This is a genomic window from Photobacterium sp. HL06 (assembly GCF_059552575.1).
The window spans coordinates 1,180,003-1,201,676 of the sequence record NZ_CM183914.1; the positions used below are offsets into that span (position 1 = coordinate 1,180,003).

The following is a 21,674-nucleotide window of genomic DNA, read 5'->3' on the forward strand; positions in this document are numbered from 1 at the left end:
ATCGGCCAGAATGTATCAGTAGCGTCTTTGGGCGATAGACTTGTACGTCTTGGCCTTGCGAGGTCTTATGACGGTGGGAAGCGGGAGAGTTGGTGTGGTGAGTGATGGTTTGTTAGACAAGTATCAAGTAACTTGTATGGGTATCTAGTGTAGACTGACATGTAGTTTATGTTGCTACTATTGGATGGTACATGTCTATAATCTCTATTCCTCGTATCAGTGATAACTACTTGATTAAAGTATTTGTTGATGAAGTTCTTAAAAATCATGAAGAGCATGGTATTACACCGACAGCACAGATAGTTATTGGACTTCCGGGATTGAGTGTTGCGTTAAGTATTGATGCTGAGGGAGGTATTCAAAGTAACTACGATTCTATTGTAGAAACTCTACGCGATGCGACCTCCTCTTCAATCCTAAACATTACCTTTCATGATAAAAGTAAACACCCACACTGCAGACTTGTATATAAAAGAAGTCCTGACTCGTTCATAGATTCTCTAGATTTCAGCAAAGAAGCTAAATCAGAAGAAGTAGTTTTAATACAGCAAAAAATCCATGCGATGCTAATTCGTTGTATAGACGGAAACAGTACTGCTGATGTCCGTGATGACGTCTTTTCTGCACACCATGAAATACTCACTAAGCTAGAAGGGTTCAACGCAAATCTTATTGCTGATCAGCATGAACATAGCCAGAAAGTAGAAGGCGAAAAGCATAGCTTTCTTGAAGCTAATGGTGAAAAGCACCAAGAACGCATGGCTACACTGGAAGATGAGTTCAAGAGCAAACGCGATCAGTTAGACAGCGAGTATCAAGAGAAAGACGAGGCATTAAAGGCCAGAGAGCAAGCTGTCTCAGATGCAGATAACACAACTGCACGAAGAAATACCACGACTTCGATGCTTGAAAAGGTGCAGGAGAAGGCTGAACGTTTTAACTTTTCGTCTTCGGTGAATAGTCGTTCTGCTGTAACAGTAGTTCTTTGCTTGGTTCTGATGATCTTAGCTGGCCTTAATAGCTACTATGCGTTGACTGGTCTAGATGAACTTAACTACACATACACTCAATATAAAAACGATATGCCAGTAGAGTCTACTAAGCAGTTAAGACCTACAGCAGAGAAGCCAACAGAAATGCTGTGGTTCTTGTACGTACGTGTATTCTTAGGCTCCGTCTTATTCATCACGTCCACACTGTACCTAATCAAGTGGATGAACTCTTGGACAAACCGTATCGCCCAACAAGAGCTTGAAAACCAGAAGTTCGTACGTGACCTGAACCGCTCACACCTAACCATTGAGATGTGTCTTGAGTGGAACGAGAAGAAAGATGGTCAAATCCCAGAACAGCTTCTAGTGGCCATGACAGAAGGGCTGTTTAAAGATAAGGCTCAGGCGAATACGGAAGTTAATCACCCTATAGACCAGCTAGCTTCTGCCTTGGTTAAGAGTGCTGAAAAGATAGAGTTTCCTCTAGGTAACGGGAAGATTACGACATCGGGTAAGGCCGTAGCGAAAGAAAAAGCCCCTAAGCAAGACATACCAAAAGACGACAAAGCAGCATAAGAGTAAGAGCCATGAGTTTCCTTCGGGATTCGCATGGCTTATTTTTTCGCTGTGCATGTTGATAACTCATTGAATAACTTGAAATAACTCTCAAAGTGACGCATCGGTGTTCTACAACTGACGTATCGATAAGTGACGTGTCATAAACAAAACATCCTAAACAGAACACCAAGAGCATCTAAACAAATCACCCATAAATAAACATCACCTTATTAAATTACCTAAGTACGGCTGCGCATAAAGAGCCTAATAACAGGTCTTTCTTGTCTTTTTTCTTTACGTCTTTGTACGGTAGAAAAGGCATTCGATCAGATTTTGATCTGTTGATGTACCGATGGAATCAATGGGCTGGAATAGGGTATTTGTGAGAGCTAAAATCAGAGGGTTAGGGAGCGCCTTCGGGAGGAGTCACACAGTTTGTCGCGTTTGTACGTGATGGCTTCACCTTCATGCGCTCTAAGCGTCACCAGAACTACAAACGTATCCTGTCTATCATCGCTGAGACTGCTGATAAGAGCCGTGATTGGTCTTGTTACCGTCATCAAGGCTTTATCGCAAAGAAGCTCAATATCAGCCTTGTAACGGTCTCTCGTGCCATTCGTAAGTTCCTTGCTGAAGGCTGGATAGAGGTCATTGGTCGCGAAGTAAAAGCACTAAAAGACGGTGGTGCTGTGTTAGGATTGAACTATTATCGCTTCACAGACAAGCTATTAAACGTGATTGGTCTTGTGCGCGAAAACAAGCATCGTAAGACTATTGGAAAGTTGCAGGACTTGTGGAATGCCTGCGCTGCCCATATCTCTAAGAAGATGCGAAATATAAGCGAATCATTGTCCCTCGTGACAATGGTCAAAATGCCAAAAATGAGGACTCAACATTGGATTTTTTGTTTGATTATGGGCTTTTCCTAGCCAAAATCGCCACGGTGGTGATTGCGATTGTCAGTATTCTTGTTTTAGCGAAAGGATTGAGCGGGCGTCATGGCTCGCAGAAAGGTGAGCTGGAAGTGACTGATCTCACTGAACAGTACAAAAATACCGTACACCAGTTAGAGTCACACTTATTTGATAAGCCATTGCTGAAAGCCCGTGAAAAGGCGGAAAAGAAGGCAGAAAAAGAGAAAAACAAAGAACGTCAGAGTGAGATCAAAAAAGCCGCGAAAGCTGGTGATCTTTCTCATGTTCGTGATCCTCGTCTGTTTGTCCTCGATTTCCACGGCAGCATTGATGCCCGTGAAGTGTCGGCGCTGCGTGAAGAAGTGACTGCGGTGTTGGCGGTGGCGATGGAAGGTGATGAAGTCTTGCTACGCCTCGAGACGGGCGGCGGTATGGTTCATGGTTACGGCCTGGCCTCTTCCCAGCTTGACCGCCTGAAGGCGGCTGGCATTAAATTGACTATCTCGGTCGATAAGGTCGCGGCGAGCGGTGGCTATATGATGGCCTGTGTTGCCGATAAAATCATCTCGGCACCGTTTGCGGTCGTTGGTTCAATAGGTGTGATTGCCCAGCTACCAAACTTCAGTAAGCTATTGAAGAAAAACGATATTGAGTTTGAACAAATTACGGCGGGCGAATTCAAGCGTACTCTTACCATGTTTGGTGAAAATACGGATAAGGCGCGAGAAAAATTCCAGGCTGAAATTGAAGAAACGCACGATTTGTTCAAAAACTTCATTGAAGTACACCGTCCAGAGCTCGATTTGGAAAAAGTGGCTACGGGCGAGCACTGGTTTGGCAAACAAGCCCATGAGCTAGGCCTGGTGGATGAGATTGGTACCAGCGATGACTTTATTACAGCCGCCTGTAAAGATCGTGACGTGCTGGGTGTTCGTTATGTCCAGCGCAAGAAGCTGGCAGAAAAGCTGGCGGGTGCAACGGGGGAAGCCGCTGATAACCTGCTGCTGAAGTGGATCAGCCGCGGTCAGCGTCCAATTGTATAGGGTTAATGATGAATCAGAAATGGGCACTGTTTTCCTTTAAAGGGCGTATGCGACGTCGTGATTACTGGCTGTATAGTTTGCCGGTATTGTTGGTGTCGCTACCGGTATTTATTTACAGCAGCCCGGAAAATGTGGCTGATAGTTTTGCATTAAATATACTGTCGTTAATCATCCTAGGCTTTGTGTTTTGGGCCTCGGCAGCACTGAATGTTAAACGGCTACATGATCGAAATAAGAGCGCTTGGTGGATTATCGTGACATTTTTGCCGATTATCGGACCAATATTCGTTATTGTTGAGTTAGGGATCTTAGATGGGACAAAAGGGCCGAATCAGTTCGGCAATGATCCAAAAGGGCGTGGTGTACCTCCTTCTGACGATGACAACGATAAAAATGACACCATGACGATTGATGTCTGATAGCAGCTTGTCAGTGTACTTACAGCCCCGCCTATGCGGGGCTGTTTTATTCGGTATCTCGGCTATTCGCCCTTGAGCGTGAATTCTGGCGACAACTTGTGTGCAAGGAACTTGAACATATTGAAAACAGCGGTGGTTTTTCTTGTTGGCAGACCGTTATCATCCAAGAAGTATTCCCCCTTGAACACCAGTACATCGTCTTTTTCTTCCACAGAAGTGGCTCGCATTCCTTCTAGGTAAGCTTCATGCTCCTGAATTAACTGGTTAGCAATCATCAGTAAGTCTTCGGAAGAAATAGTTTTTTTATGGCTCATGCTGTTATCTCTTGAATCAGAAGTTGTTCACTTTCATAGCAGCCGATGATTATCAAGGTGCTATTGATGGTGCTCAGTGTATTGAAGTTAACGCGATAAAACAAACCCTTACTAGGGGTGGGGAAATATTCCCAAATTGGTTAAAGAGTGTGTGGTCGAGGTGCAAATTCGACCAATTTATGTGAGCGACGGCAAAAATTTATGGGTTTTAATAGTCAAAGAGGGGATGAGGTGGTAATGATTAGCGCCCTCGGCCACTTTATGGTGATAAATAAAGAGAAAGAGGCGTTGGACAACAACAAATAGTGACGGAAAATCAGCTTTAACTTGGTGTTAACAAGTGGGGAAGGGACGACCAAACAGTCCGTTTTCATCAAAAAGCAGTTGACCTTCTTGGATTGTAGCCCAATATGTAAATACCAATTACATTACGTAACTACTTATCCCGAGCGCCTTTCTCTAAGATTGAGAATGCCTCTAGTGATTAGTTACTTAATCAGTTTGGTTTACTAACGTTGCCGTATCACATTGTGTTTATCAGCGTGCAACTATTTGTTTTATTTTGAAAGTTTTGCGAGCACGAGGACGTAATAGAGTCATTATGGGTAAATCTCTCGTTATCGTGGAGTCCCCTGCCAAGGCGAAAACTATAAATAAGTACTTGGGTAAGGACTTCATTGTAAAGTCAAGCGTGGGTCACGTCCGTGATTTGCCTACGGGTGCACGTAGTACGGGTAAAAAAGCCGCTCCTACCTCGACCAAGGGGTTGAGTGTCGAAGAGAAGGCCCGTATCAAGAAAGAAAAAGACCGTAAGGCGCTGATCGGAAAAATGGGTGTGAACCCGTATAACGATTGGGAAGCGCAGTACGAAGTGCTACCAGGCAAAGAAAAAGTCGTTAACGAACTGCAGAAGCTGGCTGAAGATGCCGACTTTGTTTATCTAGCGACCGATTTGGACCGCGAGGGGGAAGCTATTGCGTGGCACCTTCGTGAGATCATCGGTGGCGATGATGAACGTTATAAGCGAGTGGTTTTTAATGAAATCACCAAAAATGCAATTCAGCAGGCGTTTGAACAGCCTGGTGAGCTGAATATTGACGGTGTGAATGCCCAGCAGGCTCGACGTTTTCTTGACCGTGTTGTGGGCTTCATGGTGTCACCATTGCTGTGGAAGAAGGTCGCTCGTGGCCTGTCTGCCGGCCGGGTACAGTCAGTCGCGGTAAAACTGATTGTTGAACGTGAGCGCGAAATCAAAGCGTTCACACCGGAAGAGTTCTGGGATATTCATGCCAATACGCAGACGGTAGGCAACGATGCATTGCGTCTGATGGTCGCCCAGCAGGCAGGTAAAGCATTCCGTCCGGAAAACGAAGCTGACACCATGGCGGCGAAGTCGCTATTGGAGAAAGCGGCCTACAAGGTTGTCGATCGTGAAGATCGCCCGACTAGCAGCAAGCCGTCTGCACCTTACATCACCTCGACATTGCAGCAGGCTGCAAGTACCCGTCTTGGCTATGGTGTAAAGCGTACGATGGGTCTGGCACAGCGTCTGTATGAAGCGGGTTACATTACCTATATGCGTACAGACTCGACAAACTTGTCGAAGGAAGCAGTTGAATCTGCCCGTGACTTTATCGGTAGTGAGTATGGTGAGAACTACTTGCCTGCTAAACCGAATGTCTATGGCAGCAAAGGCAATGCCCAGGAAGCGCACGAAGCGATCCGTCCGTCTAGCGTGGAAGTGAAAGCGGAAAACCTTGAAGGTATGGAGCAGGATGCGATCAAGCTGTATGACTTGATCTGGCGTCAGTTTGTTGCCTGTCAGATGGTTCCGGCGAAATATGACTCGAGCACAATTACCGTTCAGGCTGGCGATTTTACGCTAAAAGCCAAGGGCCGTACGATGCGCTTTGCAGGTTGGACACATGTTCAGCGTCCATCCGGTAAGACGGAAGACACAACGCTGCCTATGGTCCACGTAGGCGACTTGCTAACCCTAGAAGAGCTCGAACCGAAGCAGCACTTCACCAAGCCGCCTGCGCGCTTTACAGAAGCTGCATTGGTTAAAGAGCTTGAGAAGCGTGGCATTGGCCGACCTTCTACCTATGCGTCAATCATTTCGACGATCCAGGATCGTGGTTATGTCCGTGTTGACCAGCGTCGATTCTATGCTGAAAAAATGGGTGAAATCGTTTCAGATCGTCTGGATGAGAGCTTCTCTGATCTGATGGACTATGATTTCACCGCTCGCATGGAAGGCAATCTGGATATGATTGCAGAAGGCGAAGCGAACTGGAAAGGCGTCTTGGATAACTTCTTCAGCGATTTTACGTCAGAGCTTGAAAAAGCCGAGCGTGACGAAGATGAAGGTGGCATGAAGCCGAACAACATCGTGCTGACTGATATTAAGTGCCCGACGTGTGAGCGCCCGATGGGTATTCGTACCGCATCTACAGGGGTATTCCTGGGCTGTTCGGGTTATGCACTGCCGCCAAAAGAACGTTGTAAGACAACAATTAACCTTGGTGACGAAGAAGGCATTGTTAACGTTCTTGAAGAAGACGTAGAAACCGCAGCACTGCGTGCCAAGAAGCGCTGTCCTAAGTGCGATACCGCGATGGATGCCTACCTGATTGATCAGGAGCGCAAGCTGCACGTTTGTGGTAACAACCCAAGCTGTGACGGTTACATCGTCGAAAAAGGCGAGTTCAAGCTTAAAGGCTATGAAGGCCCGCTTATCGAATGTGACAAGTGTGGCTCGGATATGGAGCTGAAAAACGGCCGCTTCGGTAAGTACATGGGTTGTACGAACGATGAGTGTAAGAACACCCGTAAGATCCTGAAAAATGGTGAGATTGCTCCGCCGAAGGAAGACCCAGTTCACTTGCCTGAACTGCCGTGTAGCCAAGATCCGAATGCTTACTTTGTACTGCGTGATGGTGCTTCTGGCTTGTTTATGGCGGCAAGTACCTTCCCTAAATCGCGGGAAACCCGTGCACCATTAGTGGAAGAGCTGGTTCGTTTTAAAGATCGCCTGTCACCGAAGTTTACTTACTTGGCTGACGCGCCTACCGAAGATCCGGATGGTCGCCCAACTGTTGTTCGTTTTAGTCGTAAGACTAAAGAAAACTACATCCGTTCGGAAGTCGAAGGCAAGCCATCCGGCTGGACTGGTCTCTTCATCGACGGTAAGTGGGAAATTACCGACAAGCGTAAAAAGCCGAAGAAAGAAAAAGCTGAGAAATAAAAAAAAACCGCCGAAAGGCGGTTTTTTATTAATTCAAGGAAGTAAGTGATGCTTCACGCTTCCGCAAACGCCGGTACACCACTATGGAATCGAAACGCCTCATCAGGCGTGCTAATTAATTCCGCTTCCCTGGCTCCAATCACCTTTACCCGCTCGGAGATATCTTCCCCGGCAATTTGCTCGGCCAGTGTCAGGTAGTCCTGGTAATGGCGCGCTTCTGAGCGCAGCAGTGAGATATAGAACTTCTTCAGCTCTTCATCCAGGTAAGGCGCTAACTTGGCAAATCGCTCACAGGAGCGGGCTTCGATATAGGCTCCGACAATGAGTTTGTCGATCAAGGTGGCGGGCTCATGGGTCCGTACCGCCTTCATCAGCCCTTTGGCATAACGACCAGCACGTAGGTTGCTATAGGGAATGTCACGCTGTTCCATGATCTCCAATACTTGCTCAAAGTGGTGAAACTCTTCTTTGATCAGGCGAACCATTTTGTCGATAAGCTCTTGTCCATGCAAAAAATCTGTTTTTGGAACGAGAGGAGCTGACAGGCCATTTTTTTTGCCATGGAAAGCTTCTGTACTACGCGCTTTACCATAGACAAAATCTTCATAGGGCTTGGCCCATGCCAACAGTGCCTTTCCGCTGTCGGCATCCACAGCGTACTTTCGAATTAACCACATCGCGGTCTGGCTAGCTTTGAGTTCACAGTTACAGTGGTCGACAAGGAGAGCCGTTAGGTTTTCAGGTTTTCTGGCTTCTTCAATCCAGCTCTCGGGTGTGTCGCACTGGAGAAATTGTTTGATTGGCGATAATAGTTCGCTAATCATGCGCTGAGTGTCGTTCATGGGAAAATTACTGTTGAGTCTCTGGGTTTATTATATTGGGGGCTAAAAAAGCCACCTGTGTGAGTGGCGAGTATAACAAATCAAAGCTTTGGAACAGAGCACTATAACCTTGGCACAGAGCACGATGATGCTAGATAAAGGCAGTGTTTTAGACTAGATGTTAATAGAGCAGCAGCCATTTGAATTATTTGATAGTGTTCATTTGTTACAGTACTAAACATTTTATTGGTGCTAATGTACTGTAACTAACCGTTATTTAGCGATGTTACTTTGCATAGTGCTAGTGGATTGCTTAGTATACTAACAACATGTGTGTTACTTGAATGTTGTAATACCATGCTTTCAGATGACTGAAGGACCAGAAATCGAGATAAGGACATTGTTATGCGAAAGCTTCTCGCAACATCAGTTTTACTTGCTACGGCCTCATTTACCGCTTCTGCCGATGAGTGTGGTGGTGTCACCATTGCGGATATGAATTGGAACTCCGCAACGCTGATTGCCAATATTGATAAGTTTATTCTCCAGCATGGCTATGGCTGTGATGCCGAGTTGGTTCCTGGCGATACGATGCCAACGGGCACCTCGATGATTGAGAAAGGTGAGCCAGATATCGCGCCGGAGTTGTGGAGCAACTCGATGAAGGCGGCGTTGGATCGCGGTGTAAGCGAAGGGCGGTTGCGCTATGCAGGCGCAACCTTGTCTGATGGTGGTGAAGAAGGCTTCTGGGTACCGGCCTATCTGGTCGAAGAAGATCCGAGCCTAGCGACAATTGCCGGTATAAAAGCAAAACGGCAACTATTTAAGCACCCAGAAGACCCGGATAAGTCAGCATTTATGGGCTGTCCGGCGGGCTGGAACTGCCAGATCACCGCAGGTAATCTTTTCCACGCAATGGAGTTGGATAAGGCGGGTTTTGAGCTAATTGATCCGGGTTCAGGTGCCGGATTGGCTGGTGCTATTGCTAAGGCCTATGAGCGCAAGCAACCTTGGTTTGGTTATTACTGGGCGCCAACGGCTGTTTTGGGCAAATACAAAATGGTGAAGGTTGATTTTGGCAGTGGCATTGATGAAGACCATTTCCGTGCTTGTATTACCAAGGAAGAATGCCTGGATCCGAAGCCGACTATGTACCCACCTTCGCCGGTTGATACGGTGGTCACTGATACTTTTGCCAAGCGAGCCCCTGAGGCGCTGGCTTATCTATCGTCCCGCTCTTTTGGCAACCAGGAGATGAATACCTTGCTGGCCTGGATGGAAGAGTATCAGGCAGACGGCGAGATCGCGATGGAGCATTTTTTGACTGAGTACGAATCGACGTGGACTCCGTGGGTAAGTCCTGACGTCGCGAAAAAAGTGAAGCAGGCCTTGTCGGAACTGTAGTTGGTATATGCCCGGCCGTTGTCCGGGCTTTTTGTTTTTTACCGGATCAAAAGTTGTTATGTCTGATCAATCTTGGTTAACTGAAATCCCCCAGCTCGATCGTCACCAGTTGCTGGAAATTCGCAAAACGCTGGATGGTGCCTATCGCGCATTTTCCCGTGAATATGGCGACAGTATTGAAGCGTTCTTCGATCCTTTGTTGTCTTTTCTTATTGGCTTTGAAAAGTTATTGCTAGGCAGCCCGTGGTGGCTGGTAATTGGTGTCCTTGCTGCGCTGGCTTATGCTGCCAGTCGCTCGTGGAAACTGACTGTCGGTGTCATTGTGGCCTTTGTCATGATTGGTGTTTTTGGTATGTGGGAGAACACCATGCGGACCATGAGCATTATTCTGGTCTCGACCCTGGTCGCCATTGGGCTGGGTGTTCCGATAGGCATTGCGATGGCACGCTCGAACCGGGTGCAGTCGGTGGTGACCCCGATGCTGGATGTGATGCAGACGATGCCTGCGTTTGTCTATTTGATCCCGGTGGTAATGTTGCTTGGGATCGGTAAGATCCCCGGCGTTATTGCGGTCGTGATTTATGCCATTCCGCCTGTTATTCGCCTGACCAACCTGGGTATCCGGTTGGTGGACAAAGAAGTACTGGAGGCCGCGACGGCGTTTGGTGCCAGCCCGACCCAGCGGCTATTGGGCGTACAGCTACCATTGGCATTGCCAAATATTATGGCCGGGATCAACCAGACCATCATGATGGCACTGGCTATGGTGGTTATTGCATCGATGATTGGCGTAAAAGGCTTGGGGCAGCCAGTATTAAAGTCAATTACGAATCAATATTTCACGTTAGGCTTGCTTAATGGCTTGGCGATTGTGGCCTTGGCTATTATTTTTGACCGGGTTACGCAAAGTTATGCCAAACGTACCCAGCAGCACTTAGGAGGTCACGATCATGGCTAGTCAAGAGAGCACAACCCCGTTAATTCGGGTAAAGAACCTCTATAAAGTTTTTGGTCCTAATGCCAGCAAAGTGTTGCAGCAGGTAAAAGATGGTGAGTCGAAAGACGATATCCTGGCCAAAACTGGCCATACCGTCGGCCTCAACGATATCAATATGGATATCTACCCGGGTGAGATTTTTGTTGTCATGGGGCTATCGGGCTCGGGAAAGTCAACCTTGATCCGTCACTTCAATCGCTTGATTGATCCTACCGAAGGGGTGATTGAAGTAGAAGGCAGTGATGTTATGTCCTTTGACCAAGGTGCCTTGCAGCAATTTCGTCGCCATAAGATGTCGATGGTATTCCAGCGCTTTGGGCTGATGCCGCACCGAACGATACTGGATAATATTGGCTACGGTTTGCAAATCCAAGGGATTGCAAAACCCGAGCGTGAAAAACAGGCAAGGAACTGGCTTGAAACGGTTGGGCTAGATGGTTATGAAAAACATTTTCCTGCCAACTTGTCCGGTGGCCAGCAGCAACGGGTTGGCCTGGCGAGAGCCCTGTGTACCGATGCTGAGATATTGCTGATGGATGAGGCGTTTTCAGCACTTGATCCCTTGATCCGTAGTGAAATGCAAGATCAGTTGATTGAGCTGCAAGAGAAGTTACACAAGACGATCGTATTTATCACTCATGATTTGGATGAAGCGCTTCGTCTTGGCGATCGCATTGCGATTTTGCGTGATGGTGTGCTGGTGCAACAGGGTAAGCCGGTTGACATCCTACTCCATCCTGCCGATGACTATGTTGAAGCCTTTGTGAAGGATGTGAATCGTGCCCGTGCCCTCACTGTCGAGACGGTGATGAAGCCTCAGGTGTTCCGTATTTCTGCCGAGACGATTGGCGAGGCGGTGGCCGAGATGCGTAAATCTAAAGATGATTACGGGTACTATATCAATGAAGAGGGTTACCAGGGGGTAATTACCCAAGAAGCGCTGGAGGGCGTCGAACAGTCAGAATACGGTAATGCCATTGATCCATCGTTGCTGGAAGATGTCCCTGCGGTGCATACAGATGCCTTGCTTGAGGAGGTGATCCCCGAGACCTTGGATAACGAGCACCCTTTGCCTGTTATCAATGCTGACGGTGATGTTGAAGGTCGGCTGTCACGCTCGACGCTGGCTGAAGTACTGAGTGATCAGGCGGGAGCAGAAGAAGAGGATGATGACAAAGCAAAAAAGTTGAAGGCGAATAAATCGCTCGCGGCTTAATGCCACATCATAAAAAGTGTTTGATGCCACACCATAAAAAGCAACAAGGCCGCAGAAATGCGGCCTTGTTGTTTGTTATCTGTGGGCTGGAGTTACCACTTACGTTTAGGCTGGAACAGCACATCCAAGTCATCTTGTTCTTTGTCAATGATTTGCTGGCGCTCTAGTTCATGGCTTTGGTTTTGGCTACTATCGATTTCGCCTAGCATCATTTGTAGCTTTTCGCGCGCTTGGTTGGCGTAGTTGTCGTTCTTGCTGGCCAGTACGTCAATGCCTTTTTTAAGTAACTGTTTAGCGGTACCTAGCTGACGTTTTACACGGGCGTCATTGGCACGCTTAATGACATTTTCAATATTGATACGTAATTGAATACTTTCAAGGCGTGCGTTTTCAGCAACAAATGCCTGGGTCGCAAACCGGCCCTTGCTGTGTTCATTTTTAATGACGGTTTTTAGCCGCTTAACCAGCTGCAACATACCGATTGCTTGCTTATCAGTGCTCGGTACTTTGAAGGCAGCAATATCAGCGTTGGAGTAGTTAGCCTGGAGCTGTCGAATTTGTTCGGCAACATTTTTGACGCGCGGCGGCAAGTTTTTATCCGAAGGATCGGCCTCACTCATGTTTTCCAACGCATGAAGGATTCGTTGATTCAAGCATACCAGAAGATCTTTGCTGTATGGCAAGTGGTGAGCGTTACCGATGAGCTCCTCAGTAGCATCAATGATAGCAATGAACTTGGCCAGCTCTTGGTGCTTAGCGCTTTCTAGGCGTTGGCGATACTGGATGATAATGTTGTAGCCAACAATCAGTATCAGCAACAAAGCAATGAGGCCAATCATTAAAGGTATACTCATAAGATACGTCTGTCTTCCGTGCATTTGGTCGAGCCTTATAAGATACACTATATGGCAATTACGGCATAGTATGACAGTGAATTTTGCTACGCTTGTCGGCTATTCGCGGGATCAATTTGTTGTTTTATTGCCTACCAAGAATACCCGGACGCAACATTGTTCTTTTGCGGAACGTCGGCTTTGTTTTTTTCAAACAAAAACATCGTTCACAGGCAGTAAAATCGTAAAGAAATGCTATGAAAATGAAGAGATTCGATATATAACATGATGTAATACATGGTTGCACTGATATGATGTAACGGACTATGAGTTGGGCGGTACCATGAAATTACAACAGTTAAGATATATTGTTGAGGTTGTAAACCACAACCTCAATGTCTCTTCTACAGCAGAGAGCTTATACACATCTCAACCCGGCATCAGTAAACAGGTACGTTTGCTGGAAGATGAACTGGGCATCCAGATTTTTGAGCGTAGCGGTAAGCACCTGACGAAAGTGACACCCGCCGGCCAAGAAATTGTTCGGATTTCACGGGATATTCTGTCGCGTGTCGAAAGCATCAAATCAGTGGCTGGTGAGCATACTCACCCTGAAATGGGAACGTTGAATATTGCAACAACCCATACCCAGGCTCGGTATGCACTGCCTCCTGTAATCCAGGGCTTTACCACTCGATACCCTAAAGTCTCGCTTCACATGCACCAGGGTACGCCGTCACAGATTGCCGATGCTGTTGCCAAGGGGACGACAGACTTTGCTATTGCGACTGAGGCACTGCATTTGTATCAGGACATGATCATGCTGCCGTGTTACCACTGGAATCGTTCCATTGTGGTTAAGGCGGATCACCCGCTGGCCAAAAAGTCAGAAATTACCATCCATGATCTGGCTGCATACTCTCTGGTTACTTATGTGTTCGGTTTCACCGGCCGTTCAGAATTAGACAGCGCCTTTAACCGCTCCGGCTTGACGCCAAGGATAGTCTTTACGGCAACAGACGCGGATGTGATTAAGACTTACGTGCGCCTAGGTATTGGTGTTGGAGTGATTGCCAGTATGGCGATGGATCCGGCAACGGATGATGATTTAGTAGCAATAGATGCCAGCCACATCTTTGATGCTAGTACCACTAAGATTGGCTTTAAAAAAGGCACCTTCCTTCGTACCTATATGTATGACTTTATGGAACGCTTTGCACCGCATCTAACTCGGAATGTGGTTGATCAGGCGGTAGCACTGAAAACGAATGCTGAAATTGAGGCGATGTTCTCCAGTATGGATTTGCCCGTCAGATAGTACATTGAAAAACAGTGTCAGGGGCTGCATTTATGCAGCCCTTTTTATTTGGCCAAAACAATTAAAAATGCCCCAGGTAATTAGTATAAAATAGCTGCCTGATCGTCCTGTTTGCCTGAAGAGTAGTTACATGTCTGGGTATTCCCCGTTGTTTTGCCGCCTCGATGAGTTATTGACTAGAAATCGTGAGTTTTGGCAGTTTATGCCATTTGCTTCCAACCAGCTGGTCTGGGAAGAGAGCCACCCTGAATTTTGTCAGTGGCTGTTGTCACTGAACGAAGAAGAAATTGCGTATTTTATCGAACACGGTGAAGCATTGGCCCAGGCTCTTGCTGCATGGATCCCTGATTCGCTAGATCTATACCAGCTCTCTCAGCTTAAGAGATATCCCCTGCGTGAAAGAACGTTTTCCAAAGGGCTGGATGTTGGGATCCCTGGGCGAAAATGGCAGCAAATTACCGCATTTAACGGAGCGGTACCGGCTTTGCAATTGCCGTGGCTGGAGTGGTGTGCCGGGAAAGGGCACCTTGGGCGCGTACTGGCAGCGAGCCATCAGACAGCGGTAACAAGCCTTGAGTGGCAAAAAACACTATGTGAAGAGGGGGAGGCTGTTGCCCGCCAGCTCAAGCTACCCATCACTTTTGTCCATGGTGATGCTTTTGCCCCTGACAGCGAACAGCATATTTGCTCACGGCAACATGCGGTAGCCCTCCACGCCTGTGGGGATCTCCATGTCTCGCTACTGCAGCGTGTCACCGCCAAGCAAGGGCAGGCCGTGAGTATTTCACCGTGTTGCTATCACTTGATCCGTGCTAATGCCTATCAGCCTTTATCCCAGCATGCTCAGCTAAGTAAACTGACTTTGAGCAAGCATGACCTGCGTTTACCGCTCCAGGAAACGGTGACCGCTGGCCAACGCGTACGTCGGCAACGTTTTGTCGAGGTGAGTTTCCGCCTGGGCTTTGACAGCCTGCAAAGGCACTTACGTGGCTGCGATGACTATATGCCTGTGCCAAATGTGCAAAAAGCCCAGCTTAACGAAGGGTTTGCTGATTTCTGTCGCTGGGCGGCACAAAAGAAACAGATTAGCTTGCCGGAAGACATAGATTATGACTATTGGCAGCAGCAGGGCGAAAAGCGTTTTTCACTGGTGGAGCGAATGGAGCTGGTGCGTCAGCTGTTTAGGCGCCCGGTGGAAATGTGGTTAGTTTATGATCGGGCGTGTTTCATGGAAGAGTCGGGATATCAGGTCTCAGTCGGGACTTTTTGTGCCAAGCCGATCACGCCGAGAAATATTCTAATCCATGCTGAGTTGAACGGTAGTTGAGGGAATAGCCCTTAGTGTATTTCCTTTAGCGGTCAAAGCCTTTGTCGGGTTTACCGAGCGAATAGCCGGCCAGGGTTTCTTACTTGCAGAGTTAGCAAATAGCCTAACATTGCGAGCCGATGCCCCGGCACAGCAGCATGGACTGCAAAATGGGAAGATATATAGCGGGCAAGCTATTTCTCTCTACCTGTATGAAGGGTTACCGAGAATATACAGCAGTTTTCTTGCTTTTCTCTTTTACCGTTGGGAAGTCATTATGCGTGAAACGGCCATACTCGGTGTACTAGGAATAACGACGCTGGGCTTTTATATAGACTCGGCCTTTGAAGATATGCGCTTTGACCGTGCTATGTTTTATATTGTTATCACCGCCTTGCTTTGTATCGGAATTGATACACTGTCCCGTTACATTCGGCAAAAGCTGAACGTCAAACCGAGTTTAGGCTAAGGCCACATCTATCGCTTCTGCGCTGGCATCATCGAACATTATCGACAGCACTAATATAATGCCGAGATAATTGCGGTCATGCCTGATATAAAGCAAATGGCCAGTGACGCTAGGCGAACCGTTTCTTTGGGAATTCGATCGATATAGCGCATTGCCACTTTATATCCAAGATAGGAAGCAGGGAGCAACGGTAGAGACAAATAAAAATGGTGCAAAGTCATATAGCCAATTGGCACTTGCACTATCAAAGACATCAAGCAGCTTACAACAAAAAAAGCAGAAAGGTTCGCTCTGATTAAGTTACCTTCTTGATGCTGTAATAGCAGTGCCATTGGCGGCCCTCCAATTCCTGAACTTGTGCCAAAGAACCCGGAAAAAAAGCCTGCAACCATCATTCTTTGTGGGTTAGGCTGGATACGGAAAGGGAGCAAGCTAGCGCCAACAGCCAGGATCACCAATACACCTAGCCATAGCGATAGTTGATTTGCATCAACCCAATATAAAAGAAATGCACCAGCAATGGAGCCGGGTACACGGCCTATAATTGCCATCCATAAGCCTTTTAGCGAGATGGTCGCTCTATGGTGGCTGGCATTAATTAAGGAAAGGAATAAGCCCACAACAGTGATTGGTGCCGGAACATAATCAGGTGATATTTGAAACAAGATAGGGGCGGTGACAATGGCTAAGCCAAACCCTATTGAGCTTTGCACAAATGAGGCGATAAAAATCAGCACCATAGCGAGTAATATCCCTAATTCCATGTTATCCCAAGTCTTATGGTATTCAGAGGCGATATTATGTCGGAGCAAGCTTCATAAATCACCACTATTTTGGCAATAGGCTGGGTAAATAAAGGCCTCATTTGAGGCCTTATGGTAATCAGTGAAAAGTTGTTCTGTCTGGAACTGTGTTGAGCAAGCTGAAATTGCGTTCTTCAAGTTCATAGGACGGCATAGGTTTACCTAAGTAATAGCCTTGGCAGAAGTCAAATTTACAGTCTTGCAAATATTGTAGCTGGCTGATGGTTTCAACCCCCTCGGCCACCACTTTAAGATCCAGCTTTTCACAAATCGCCTGGGTCGCTTCGATGATCGCCTGGCTGCCTTTATGCTCACCCTGGACGAAACTTTGATCCAGTTTCACGGTACTGATCGGCAAATCCTGCAGCTGAGACAGTGACGAATAGCCAGTGCCAAAATCATCGAGGTATAGCTCAAGCCCCAGTGCGGCAAGATCTTCCAGGCACTGTTTTGCTTCGTCATAGTCTTGCAGCATGGTCGACTCTGTCAGCTCAAGTGCTAGCTGGGCAGGGTCAATATTATACTGATGAATAAAGGTTTCAATCGTGGGGGCCAGGCTTGATTGCAGCTGAGCACGTGACAGGTTGACACTCATGATAAACTTTTGGTCGTATTTTTTGTGCCAGGCGGTCAGCTGCTGGCAGGCTGTTTTTAAGATCCAGCGCCCGAGCGGTACGATTTGGCCGGTTTCTTCAGCCAAAGGAATAAACTCTGCAGGAGAGACTTGGCCAAGTTCTTCATCATGCCAGCGAATGAGAGCCTCAAAGCCTTTGAGTTTGTGGCTTTTCAAATCGACTATCGGTTGGTAGTACAGTTCAAAGGCATTGGCTTCCAAGGCCAGTGTCAAATGATGGCGCAAAGTCATCTTACGGTACAACGCATCGGCCATGTCAGGTGAGAAATGGTGACTGCGGTTGCGGCCGCGCAATTTTGCCCGGTGCATGGCCATGTCAGCTTGTGTTATGAGTGTTTCGATATCTTTGGCATCATCGGGATAGTTGGCGGTGCCGATACTGCAACCAATCGACAGTTCGCCCACTTCTTTGAGGTGAAACGGCCGGTTGAGGCTGGTAATGATCTGTTTGGCAAACTGCGTTGTGTCATCAATATTGCGGTGTTCTACCTGAATAATGAATTCATCACCGCCAAATCGGGCCAGTAGGCCTTTGAACTTGATTGATTCTTGCAGGCGGATCGCTATCGCGCGTAGTAGTTTGTCGCCAATAGCATGCCCATAGGTATCGTTGACAAGCTTAAAACCGTCAATATCTAGGAATAGCAAGCTGTATGGCTGCTGGCTATGCTGAATTTCACTGATGGCATTAGTAATACCCCGGCGGTTGAGCAATCCGGTCAGGAAATCATGCTCGGCATTATATTTTGCTTTATGGAGCTGCTCTTTCTCAAGGCTGATATTGACAAGGCTGAGCAGTAGCTGTTTTTTGTCTTGCAGCCATTTGCCGTCAATGTCAAACCAATGGTGGGTTCTCCCTGTCCAGCATAGTTTCTTGTGGCGGATCGTACCGTGCTGGCGAGCCTCATCGATCCAGTCATTGGCGAGTACGATGTCACCCAGAAAGTTGGCTAAATCTTGCAGCTGGAAACCAAAAGAGTGGCTGAAAGCGTTGTTGGCACTGATCAAATTACCATGCTCTGAGAACAGCAGTGCCAGGTTAGAACAGCCTGAAAAGGCGAGCTCACGGCGTAAGCTGGATTCTTCGGCAACCACTTCGACAAGCATTGCCGTCCTGCCATCGTCAAGGGGGATCCCCGAGAAGTGGCACAGTGCCTTTTTCAAAATATTATTCGGTGTAAAGTACCACCATGTTTTGATGGCCTCTCCGGCATTAAAGCGTTGCTGGTAACCCTCGAGAATGGCATTGACCGCTTGTGACATGTCGGCGCCCAGATCTCTTGAGGTCAGTTCTTCTACAGTGGTGGCTTCCCATAAAGGCAATGAGGCTATGTTGGCCCAAATAATTTTCTTATGGTGAATATCAAAAACCCAAACAGGGGACTGAAGGCGTTCAAAAAGCGAAAAGGTATGGTTCATTACCAATACTTGGACATTAATTATAGTGATTGTTATTAATAGGTTATCTTAAAAATATGCTTATAAATACATATACACTGAAAAAGCGTGAGATTTATTCATTAAACATGAAAAATGTGATGTGAAATGTTGAAATGCAGCAAAAAAAGCGATAGTTCTCACTTTTTGCTGCAATCAATTTAGCTTATTAGTTAAGCGATAGTTTTATCTGTAATCCTATGAATTGGTTGTCATAAGGCGCGCCAGCATCTAATGCGAAGTTAGCTGCGTCGCTATTGCCAAACCATGGGGTATAGGTAAAGCTGACGTCGGTATCACCTTCCCACCAGTTTGTCATCCAGTAGTGGATATGGCCAACCGGATTAAGCAGGAATAAGCTGACATCTCCCAGTGTTTCTGAGCCCATAACTTCACCGCCATTGGAGGTAATCCCCGCCTCTGTTTGGAACATCCATTCACCTACAGCGGCACCAAATAAAGGTGTGACAATAATATCCTGAATGGAAGGGACTTCGGCAAATGCCTCGACGCCATACTCCCAAAAGAATGTTGACATGGTTGCGGAATATAAAAATGACTCCCATTCGTTAAAGCCAGAATGACGGGCTGCAGTATAGTAAACTCCGCCAAAGTAGGGGTGCATAATGTAGTTAAGATAATGCGAATCTTCATCCCAGACTGGTCCGGCGCTAACGTTATCCCACCACTTTTTCCCTAGATTGCTCAGGTTTCGGTCTTCTTCATCCCAGTTTGTCACGCTTTCCGGCAGCAGGGTCATCATACCTACAGTCGCCAGGCTGAGGCCAAAAATCGTATAGGACTGCCCCAGTAAGTAATCCCAGTCCTTTTCTGATGAAACAGACAGGTGCATTGGCAAGGTATTTACCGATGATTGGCTTTTACTGCTATCGGCTTCGGAGATAGGAGTATCGTTTGCGGCTGAGTAATGAATTGTTGCTGCATAGTGATTTAAAAAAGTTGTTTGGCTGTAGGTACCGTAAGTTGTTGGGATATCATTCCAGGCTAGTGCCGAAGTGCTCAACGAGCAACCCAGAATAAAAGAAGACAAAAGTGTAGTGCGCAATGTACGCTCCGAAATAGCAAGAACAGGACAGGATACAGTAAAGGCAGAAGTATCACTGAAAACAGAAGAAAATCCTAGTGCCTAATTAAGGCGTTTTTGCCTAAAATTGCGATTTTGGCTGCAGTTTAGCGGTTTTTTGCTTTTAATTGCGGTGTTTTTATATTAGGAGAGAATAACGGCTTGCATATGCAAGCCGTTTTGTAATATTGACGGGGTGAATGCCAATCAGCCTACCGCAGGGATAAGGCCGGCCATTTGAAGAAACTGAGCAGAAATAATCATAATACCCAGCGCGGTAACAACGAGCAGGGCAGGCGTTCCACCGCTGACCTTATAGCCATTGCAGCTTTCAGGGCGCTGTCGGCGCTGGGCCTTAACCATTGCAACGGGTAAAAAGATAGCCAGGATCACCAGGGCAATTGCCGCAAAGCCTAATGCCATAATAAACCCTTGCGGATAGAACAGGGCAAAGCATAGCGGTGGGATGAAAGTTACCATGGCAGTTTGGATACGTCCTGTTGCTTGGTTACCACGTTTTAAGCTATCAGACAGAAAATCAAACAGCCCCAGGCTCACACCTAAGAATGATGTTGCTAACGCTAAATCGGCAAAGATTGAAACAGACTGGCTTACCATCGGGTTATGTAGCATCTCACTTAATGTCGCGATGAAGGCGCCAAGTGTCGTGCTAGCCATCAGATCAGGCTGGCTTAATACACCCTGGCTAGCCACTTGCCACAGTACGTAGACCATCAAAGGCGTAGCCGAGCCGATGATCATGATTTTTCTCAAGGCCTTCATATCTAGCCCTACGTAGCGAACGATAGAAGGGATACTGCCGTGAAAACCAAAAGAAGTGAAAATGACTGGTAGTGCAGAAAGTAACAGGCCTTTTTGAACCGGCATATCGACCAGGTGCACGCCCTGTACATGCGGAGCCAGCAGGAAAAGCATAGTGGTAAGGGCGATAACTTTCAGCGCAAAAAGAATACGATTGACCATATCAACCGAATGAGTACCGACTGAAACGACAGATGCAATCAACAGGGTGAAAACAATTGTCCCGGCTTGCGGGCTAACATTCAGCCCCATCCAGTTGTTCAGTTTGTCGTTGAGTTGGGCACCGCCACCGGCAATGTAAGCAGCACAGAGAGAGTAAAATAAAAACATCATCGCGAAGCTGGCGATGATCTGGCCTTTTCTTCCGAGCAGTTGATGGGCCAAGGTGTGTAGTGTCGCATTCTGATCGGCGTGTTGGTGGACTTCCAGCATCAGCAGCGCGGTGTAAATCATTAGCGCCCAGATACCAAGCATAGTCAGCGTTGCCGTCGCAAAGCCTAAGCCTGCAGATGCTAGGGGTAACGCCAGCATGCCGGCCCCTATCGTTGTTCCGGCAATGATCAGTGTGCTGCCGAACGTTTTATTCATGGTCATTGAGTCAAAGCTCCCAGTTGTTTGTTATTAGTTAGTTGGGAGAAGGTGGCCGTGTAACATGCGCCTACCTGCGGTCTTATCTCCCGAATAAGGAAATAGCCACAATGGCGAAATCGAGATGAATGGTGATTACCGGCTGGTAACTTATCTTTACACCTGATCGTGCCACTGTGGCTATCGATAGCAGGTATAGTTGTAGTATTTGCTCACGTAATTTTCTCTCTTCTATAGTTGATCAGCCTGCATATCTAAGGATGGGTGCTGATTGCGACTGCTTGCTACCTTAAAGGCAGTGAACCTAACTGTCAACTATCATGTTTTTAAGTGTAATGTTAAGTTTACAGTTGTGATGGGGGGGATTTGAGGGTTGGGGGTCACTTGCTATTTAGCGAAGAGTTCAATATCAACACAGTTCCATATTTGTGCAATTTACGAATGAATTGGTATAA

The 21,674-nt window shown here is 47.0% G+C and carries 18 protein-coding genes; 11 read left to right on the forward strand and 7 right to left on the reverse strand.

The genetic code is table 11. From position 1 onward, the window contains the following. Positions 1 to 191: 191 nt before the first annotated feature. The 4 genes from AC51G0_RS05790 (at position 192) to AC51G0_RS05805 (ending at position 3,926) form a co-directional block, all read left to right on the forward strand. On the forward strand, positions 192 to 1,568 hold the full coding sequence (locus AC51G0_RS05790) for a hypothetical protein (protein ID WP_496301105.1): 1,377 nt from the start codon (positions 192 to 194) through the stop codon (positions 1,566 to 1,568). 449 nt (positions 1,569 to 2,017) lie between these two features. Beyond that, entirely contained in the window at positions 2,018 to 2,479 is a 462-nt protein-coding gene (locus AC51G0_RS05795; RefSeq protein WP_496301106.1) for a hypothetical protein, read from the forward strand. Then, positions 2,446 to 3,507 carry a protease SohB gene (sohB, locus tag AC51G0_RS05800; RefSeq protein ID WP_496301107.1) on the forward strand — a complete coding sequence of 354 codons (1,062 nt, stop codon included), beginning with the start codon at positions 2,446 to 2,448 and terminating at the stop codon, positions 3,505 to 3,507. Before AC51G0_RS05795 ends, sohB begins: the two co-directional genes overlap by 34 nt. An 8-nt stretch (positions 3,508 to 3,515) precedes the next feature. Then, positions 3,516 to 3,926: a DUF805 domain-containing protein gene (locus AC51G0_RS05805; RefSeq protein ID WP_496301877.1), complete on the forward strand. Its 411-nt coding sequence runs from the start codon at positions 3,516 to 3,518 to the stop codon at positions 3,924 to 3,926. A 62-nt stretch (positions 3,927 to 3,988) separates the two neighbouring features. On the opposite strand, the gene AC51G0_RS05810 is transcribed toward AC51G0_RS05805, so the two are convergent. Further along, complete coding sequence (locus AC51G0_RS05810; protein ID WP_496301108.1) at positions 3,989 to 4,240, reverse strand: YciN family protein; 252 nt, start codon at positions 4,238 to 4,240, stop codon at positions 3,989 to 3,991. A 601-nt stretch (positions 4,241 to 4,841) separates the two neighbouring features. Here AC51G0_RS05810 and topA point away from each other — a divergent pair. Then, positions 4,842 to 7,487, forward strand: coding sequence for a type I DNA topoisomerase (topA, locus tag AC51G0_RS05815; RefSeq protein WP_496301109.1), 2,646 nt, complete (start codon positions 4,842 to 4,844; stop codon positions 7,485 to 7,487). Positions 7,488 to 7,540: 53 nt separating this feature from the next. On the opposite strand, the gene miaE is transcribed toward topA, so the two are convergent. Further along, positions 7,541 to 8,329 carry a tRNA isopentenyl-2-thiomethyl-A-37 hydroxylase MiaE gene (miaE, locus tag AC51G0_RS05820; RefSeq protein WP_496301110.1) on the reverse strand — a complete coding sequence of 263 codons (789 nt, stop codon included), beginning with the start codon at positions 8,327 to 8,329 and terminating at the stop codon, positions 7,541 to 7,543. Positions 8,330 to 8,713: 384 nt separating this feature from the next. On the opposite strand from miaE, the gene AC51G0_RS05825 reads away from it, so the two are divergent. Genes AC51G0_RS05825 through AC51G0_RS05835 form a run of 3 tightly spaced genes read left to right on the forward strand, consistent with a single transcriptional unit; the run spans position 8,714 to position 11,925 of the window. Next, complete coding sequence (locus AC51G0_RS05825; RefSeq protein WP_496301111.1) at positions 8,714 to 9,712, forward strand: ABC transporter substrate-binding protein; 999 nt, start codon at positions 8,714 to 8,716, stop codon at positions 9,710 to 9,712. A 58-nt stretch (positions 9,713 to 9,770) separates the two neighbouring features. Then, positions 9,771 to 10,670, forward strand: a complete 900-nt coding sequence (locus AC51G0_RS05830) for an ABC transporter permease (RefSeq protein WP_496301112.1) — start codon at positions 9,771 to 9,773, stop codon at positions 10,668 to 10,670. Beyond that, entirely contained in the window at positions 10,663 to 11,925 is a 1,263-nt protein-coding gene (locus AC51G0_RS05835; protein ID WP_496301113.1) for a quaternary amine ABC transporter ATP-binding protein, read from the forward strand. The genes AC51G0_RS05830 and AC51G0_RS05835 overlap by 8 nt, the downstream gene beginning before the upstream one ends. Positions 11,926 to 12,017: 92 nt before the next feature. On the opposite strand, the gene AC51G0_RS05840 is transcribed toward AC51G0_RS05835, so the two are convergent. After that, complete coding sequence (locus tag AC51G0_RS05840; protein ID WP_496301114.1) at positions 12,018 to 12,779, reverse strand: DNA repair protein; 762 nt, start codon at positions 12,777 to 12,779, stop codon at positions 12,018 to 12,020. 322 nt (positions 12,780 to 13,101) lie between these two features. Between AC51G0_RS05840 and cysB the strand changes: the two genes are divergently transcribed. The 3 genes from cysB (at position 13,102) to AC51G0_RS05855 (ending at position 15,851) form a co-directional block, all read left to right on the forward strand. Continuing rightward, positions 13,102 to 14,076 (forward strand): HTH-type transcriptional regulator CysB, encoded by a 975-nt coding sequence (gene cysB, locus AC51G0_RS05845; protein WP_496301115.1) that lies wholly within the window; start codon positions 13,102 to 13,104, stop codon positions 14,074 to 14,076. A gap of 130 nt (positions 14,077 to 14,206) precedes the next feature. Next, positions 14,207 to 15,403: a methyltransferase gene (locus AC51G0_RS05850; RefSeq protein WP_496301116.1), complete on the forward strand. Its 1,197-nt coding sequence runs from the start codon at positions 14,207 to 14,209 to the stop codon at positions 15,401 to 15,403. Between the two features lie 256 nt (positions 15,404 to 15,659). Next, a complete protein-coding gene (locus tag AC51G0_RS05855) occupies positions 15,660 to 15,851 on the forward strand; it encodes a hypothetical protein (RefSeq protein ID WP_496301117.1) in 192 nt (63 codons plus the stop codon). A gap of 50 nt (positions 15,852 to 15,901) precedes the next feature. Here AC51G0_RS05855 and AC51G0_RS05860 read toward each other — a convergent pair whose 3' ends face one another. The 4 genes from AC51G0_RS05860 to tyrP all read right to left on the reverse strand — a co-directional run bounded on the left by AC51G0_RS05860 (position 15,902) and on the right by tyrP (position 21,225). After that, positions 15,902 to 16,615 (reverse strand): sulfite exporter TauE/SafE family protein, encoded by a 714-nt coding sequence (locus tag AC51G0_RS05860; RefSeq protein WP_496301118.1) that lies wholly within the window; start codon positions 16,613 to 16,615, stop codon positions 15,902 to 15,904. Positions 16,616 to 16,733: 118 nt separating this feature from the next. Beyond that, complete coding sequence (locus AC51G0_RS05865) at positions 16,734 to 18,707, reverse strand: putative bifunctional diguanylate cyclase/phosphodiesterase (protein WP_496301119.1); 1,974 nt, start codon at positions 18,705 to 18,707, stop codon at positions 16,734 to 16,736. Positions 18,708 to 18,894: 187 nt separating this feature from the next. Beyond that, positions 18,895 to 19,791 (reverse strand): DUF3943 domain-containing protein, encoded by an 897-nt coding sequence (locus AC51G0_RS05870; RefSeq protein WP_496301120.1) that lies wholly within the window; start codon positions 19,789 to 19,791, stop codon positions 18,895 to 18,897. Positions 19,792 to 20,016: 225 nt separating this feature from the next. Beyond that, positions 20,017 to 21,225 carry a tyrosine transporter TyrP gene (tyrP, locus tag AC51G0_RS05875; protein ID WP_496301121.1) on the reverse strand — a complete coding sequence of 403 codons (1,209 nt, stop codon included), beginning with the start codon at positions 21,223 to 21,225 and terminating at the stop codon, positions 20,017 to 20,019. Between the last annotated feature and the right edge of the window lie 449 nt (positions 21,226 to 21,674).

Bases quoted from the DNA above. Each gene is read 5' to 3' on its own strand.
- AC51G0_RS05790 (WP_496301105.1), top strand. From the start codon at position 192: ATGTCTATAATCTCTATTCCTCGTATCAGTGATAACTACTTGATTAAA.
- AC51G0_RS05795 (WP_496301106.1), top strand. From the start codon at position 2,018: ATGCGCTCTAAGCGTCACCAGAACTACAAACGTATCCTGTCTATCATC.
- AC51G0_RS05805 (WP_496301877.1), top strand. From the start codon at position 3,516: ATGAATCAGAAATGGGCACTGTTTTCCTTTAAAGGGCGTATGCGACGT.
- AC51G0_RS05810 (WP_496301108.1), bottom strand. From the start codon at position 4,240: ATGAGCCATAAAAAAACTATTTCTTCCGAAGACTTACTGATGATTGCT.
- topA (WP_496301109.1), top strand. From the start codon at position 4,842: ATGGGTAAATCTCTCGTTATCGTGGAGTCCCCTGCCAAGGCGAAAACT.
- miaE (WP_496301110.1), bottom strand. From the start codon at position 8,329: ATGAACGACACTCAGCGCATGATTAGCGAACTATTATCGCCAATCAAA.
- AC51G0_RS05825 (WP_496301111.1), top strand. From the start codon at position 8,714: ATGCGAAAGCTTCTCGCAACATCAGTTTTACTTGCTACGGCCTCATTT.
- AC51G0_RS05830 (WP_496301112.1), top strand. From the start codon at position 9,771: ATGTCTGATCAATCTTGGTTAACTGAAATCCCCCAGCTCGATCGTCAC.
- AC51G0_RS05835 (WP_496301113.1), top strand. From the start codon at position 10,663: ATGGCTAGTCAAGAGAGCACAACCCCGTTAATTCGGGTAAAGAACCTC.
- AC51G0_RS05840 (WP_496301114.1), bottom strand. From the start codon at position 12,779: ATGAGTATACCTTTAATGATTGGCCTCATTGCTTTGTTGCTGATACTG.
- cysB (WP_496301115.1), top strand. From the start codon at position 13,102: ATGAAATTACAACAGTTAAGATATATTGTTGAGGTTGTAAACCACAAC.
- AC51G0_RS05850 (WP_496301116.1), top strand. From the start codon at position 14,207: ATGTCTGGGTATTCCCCGTTGTTTTGCCGCCTCGATGAGTTATTGACT.
- AC51G0_RS05855 (WP_496301117.1), top strand. From the start codon at position 15,660: ATGCGTGAAACGGCCATACTCGGTGTACTAGGAATAACGACGCTGGGC.
- AC51G0_RS05860 (WP_496301118.1), bottom strand. From the start codon at position 16,615: ATGGAATTAGGGATATTACTCGCTATGGTGCTGATTTTTATCGCCTCA.
- AC51G0_RS05865 (WP_496301119.1), bottom strand. From the start codon at position 18,707: ATGAACCATACCTTTTCGCTTTTTGAACGCCTTCAGTCCCCTGTTTGG.
- tyrP (WP_496301121.1), bottom strand. From the start codon at position 21,225: ATGACCATGAATAAAACGTTCGGCAGCACACTGATCATTGCCGGAACA.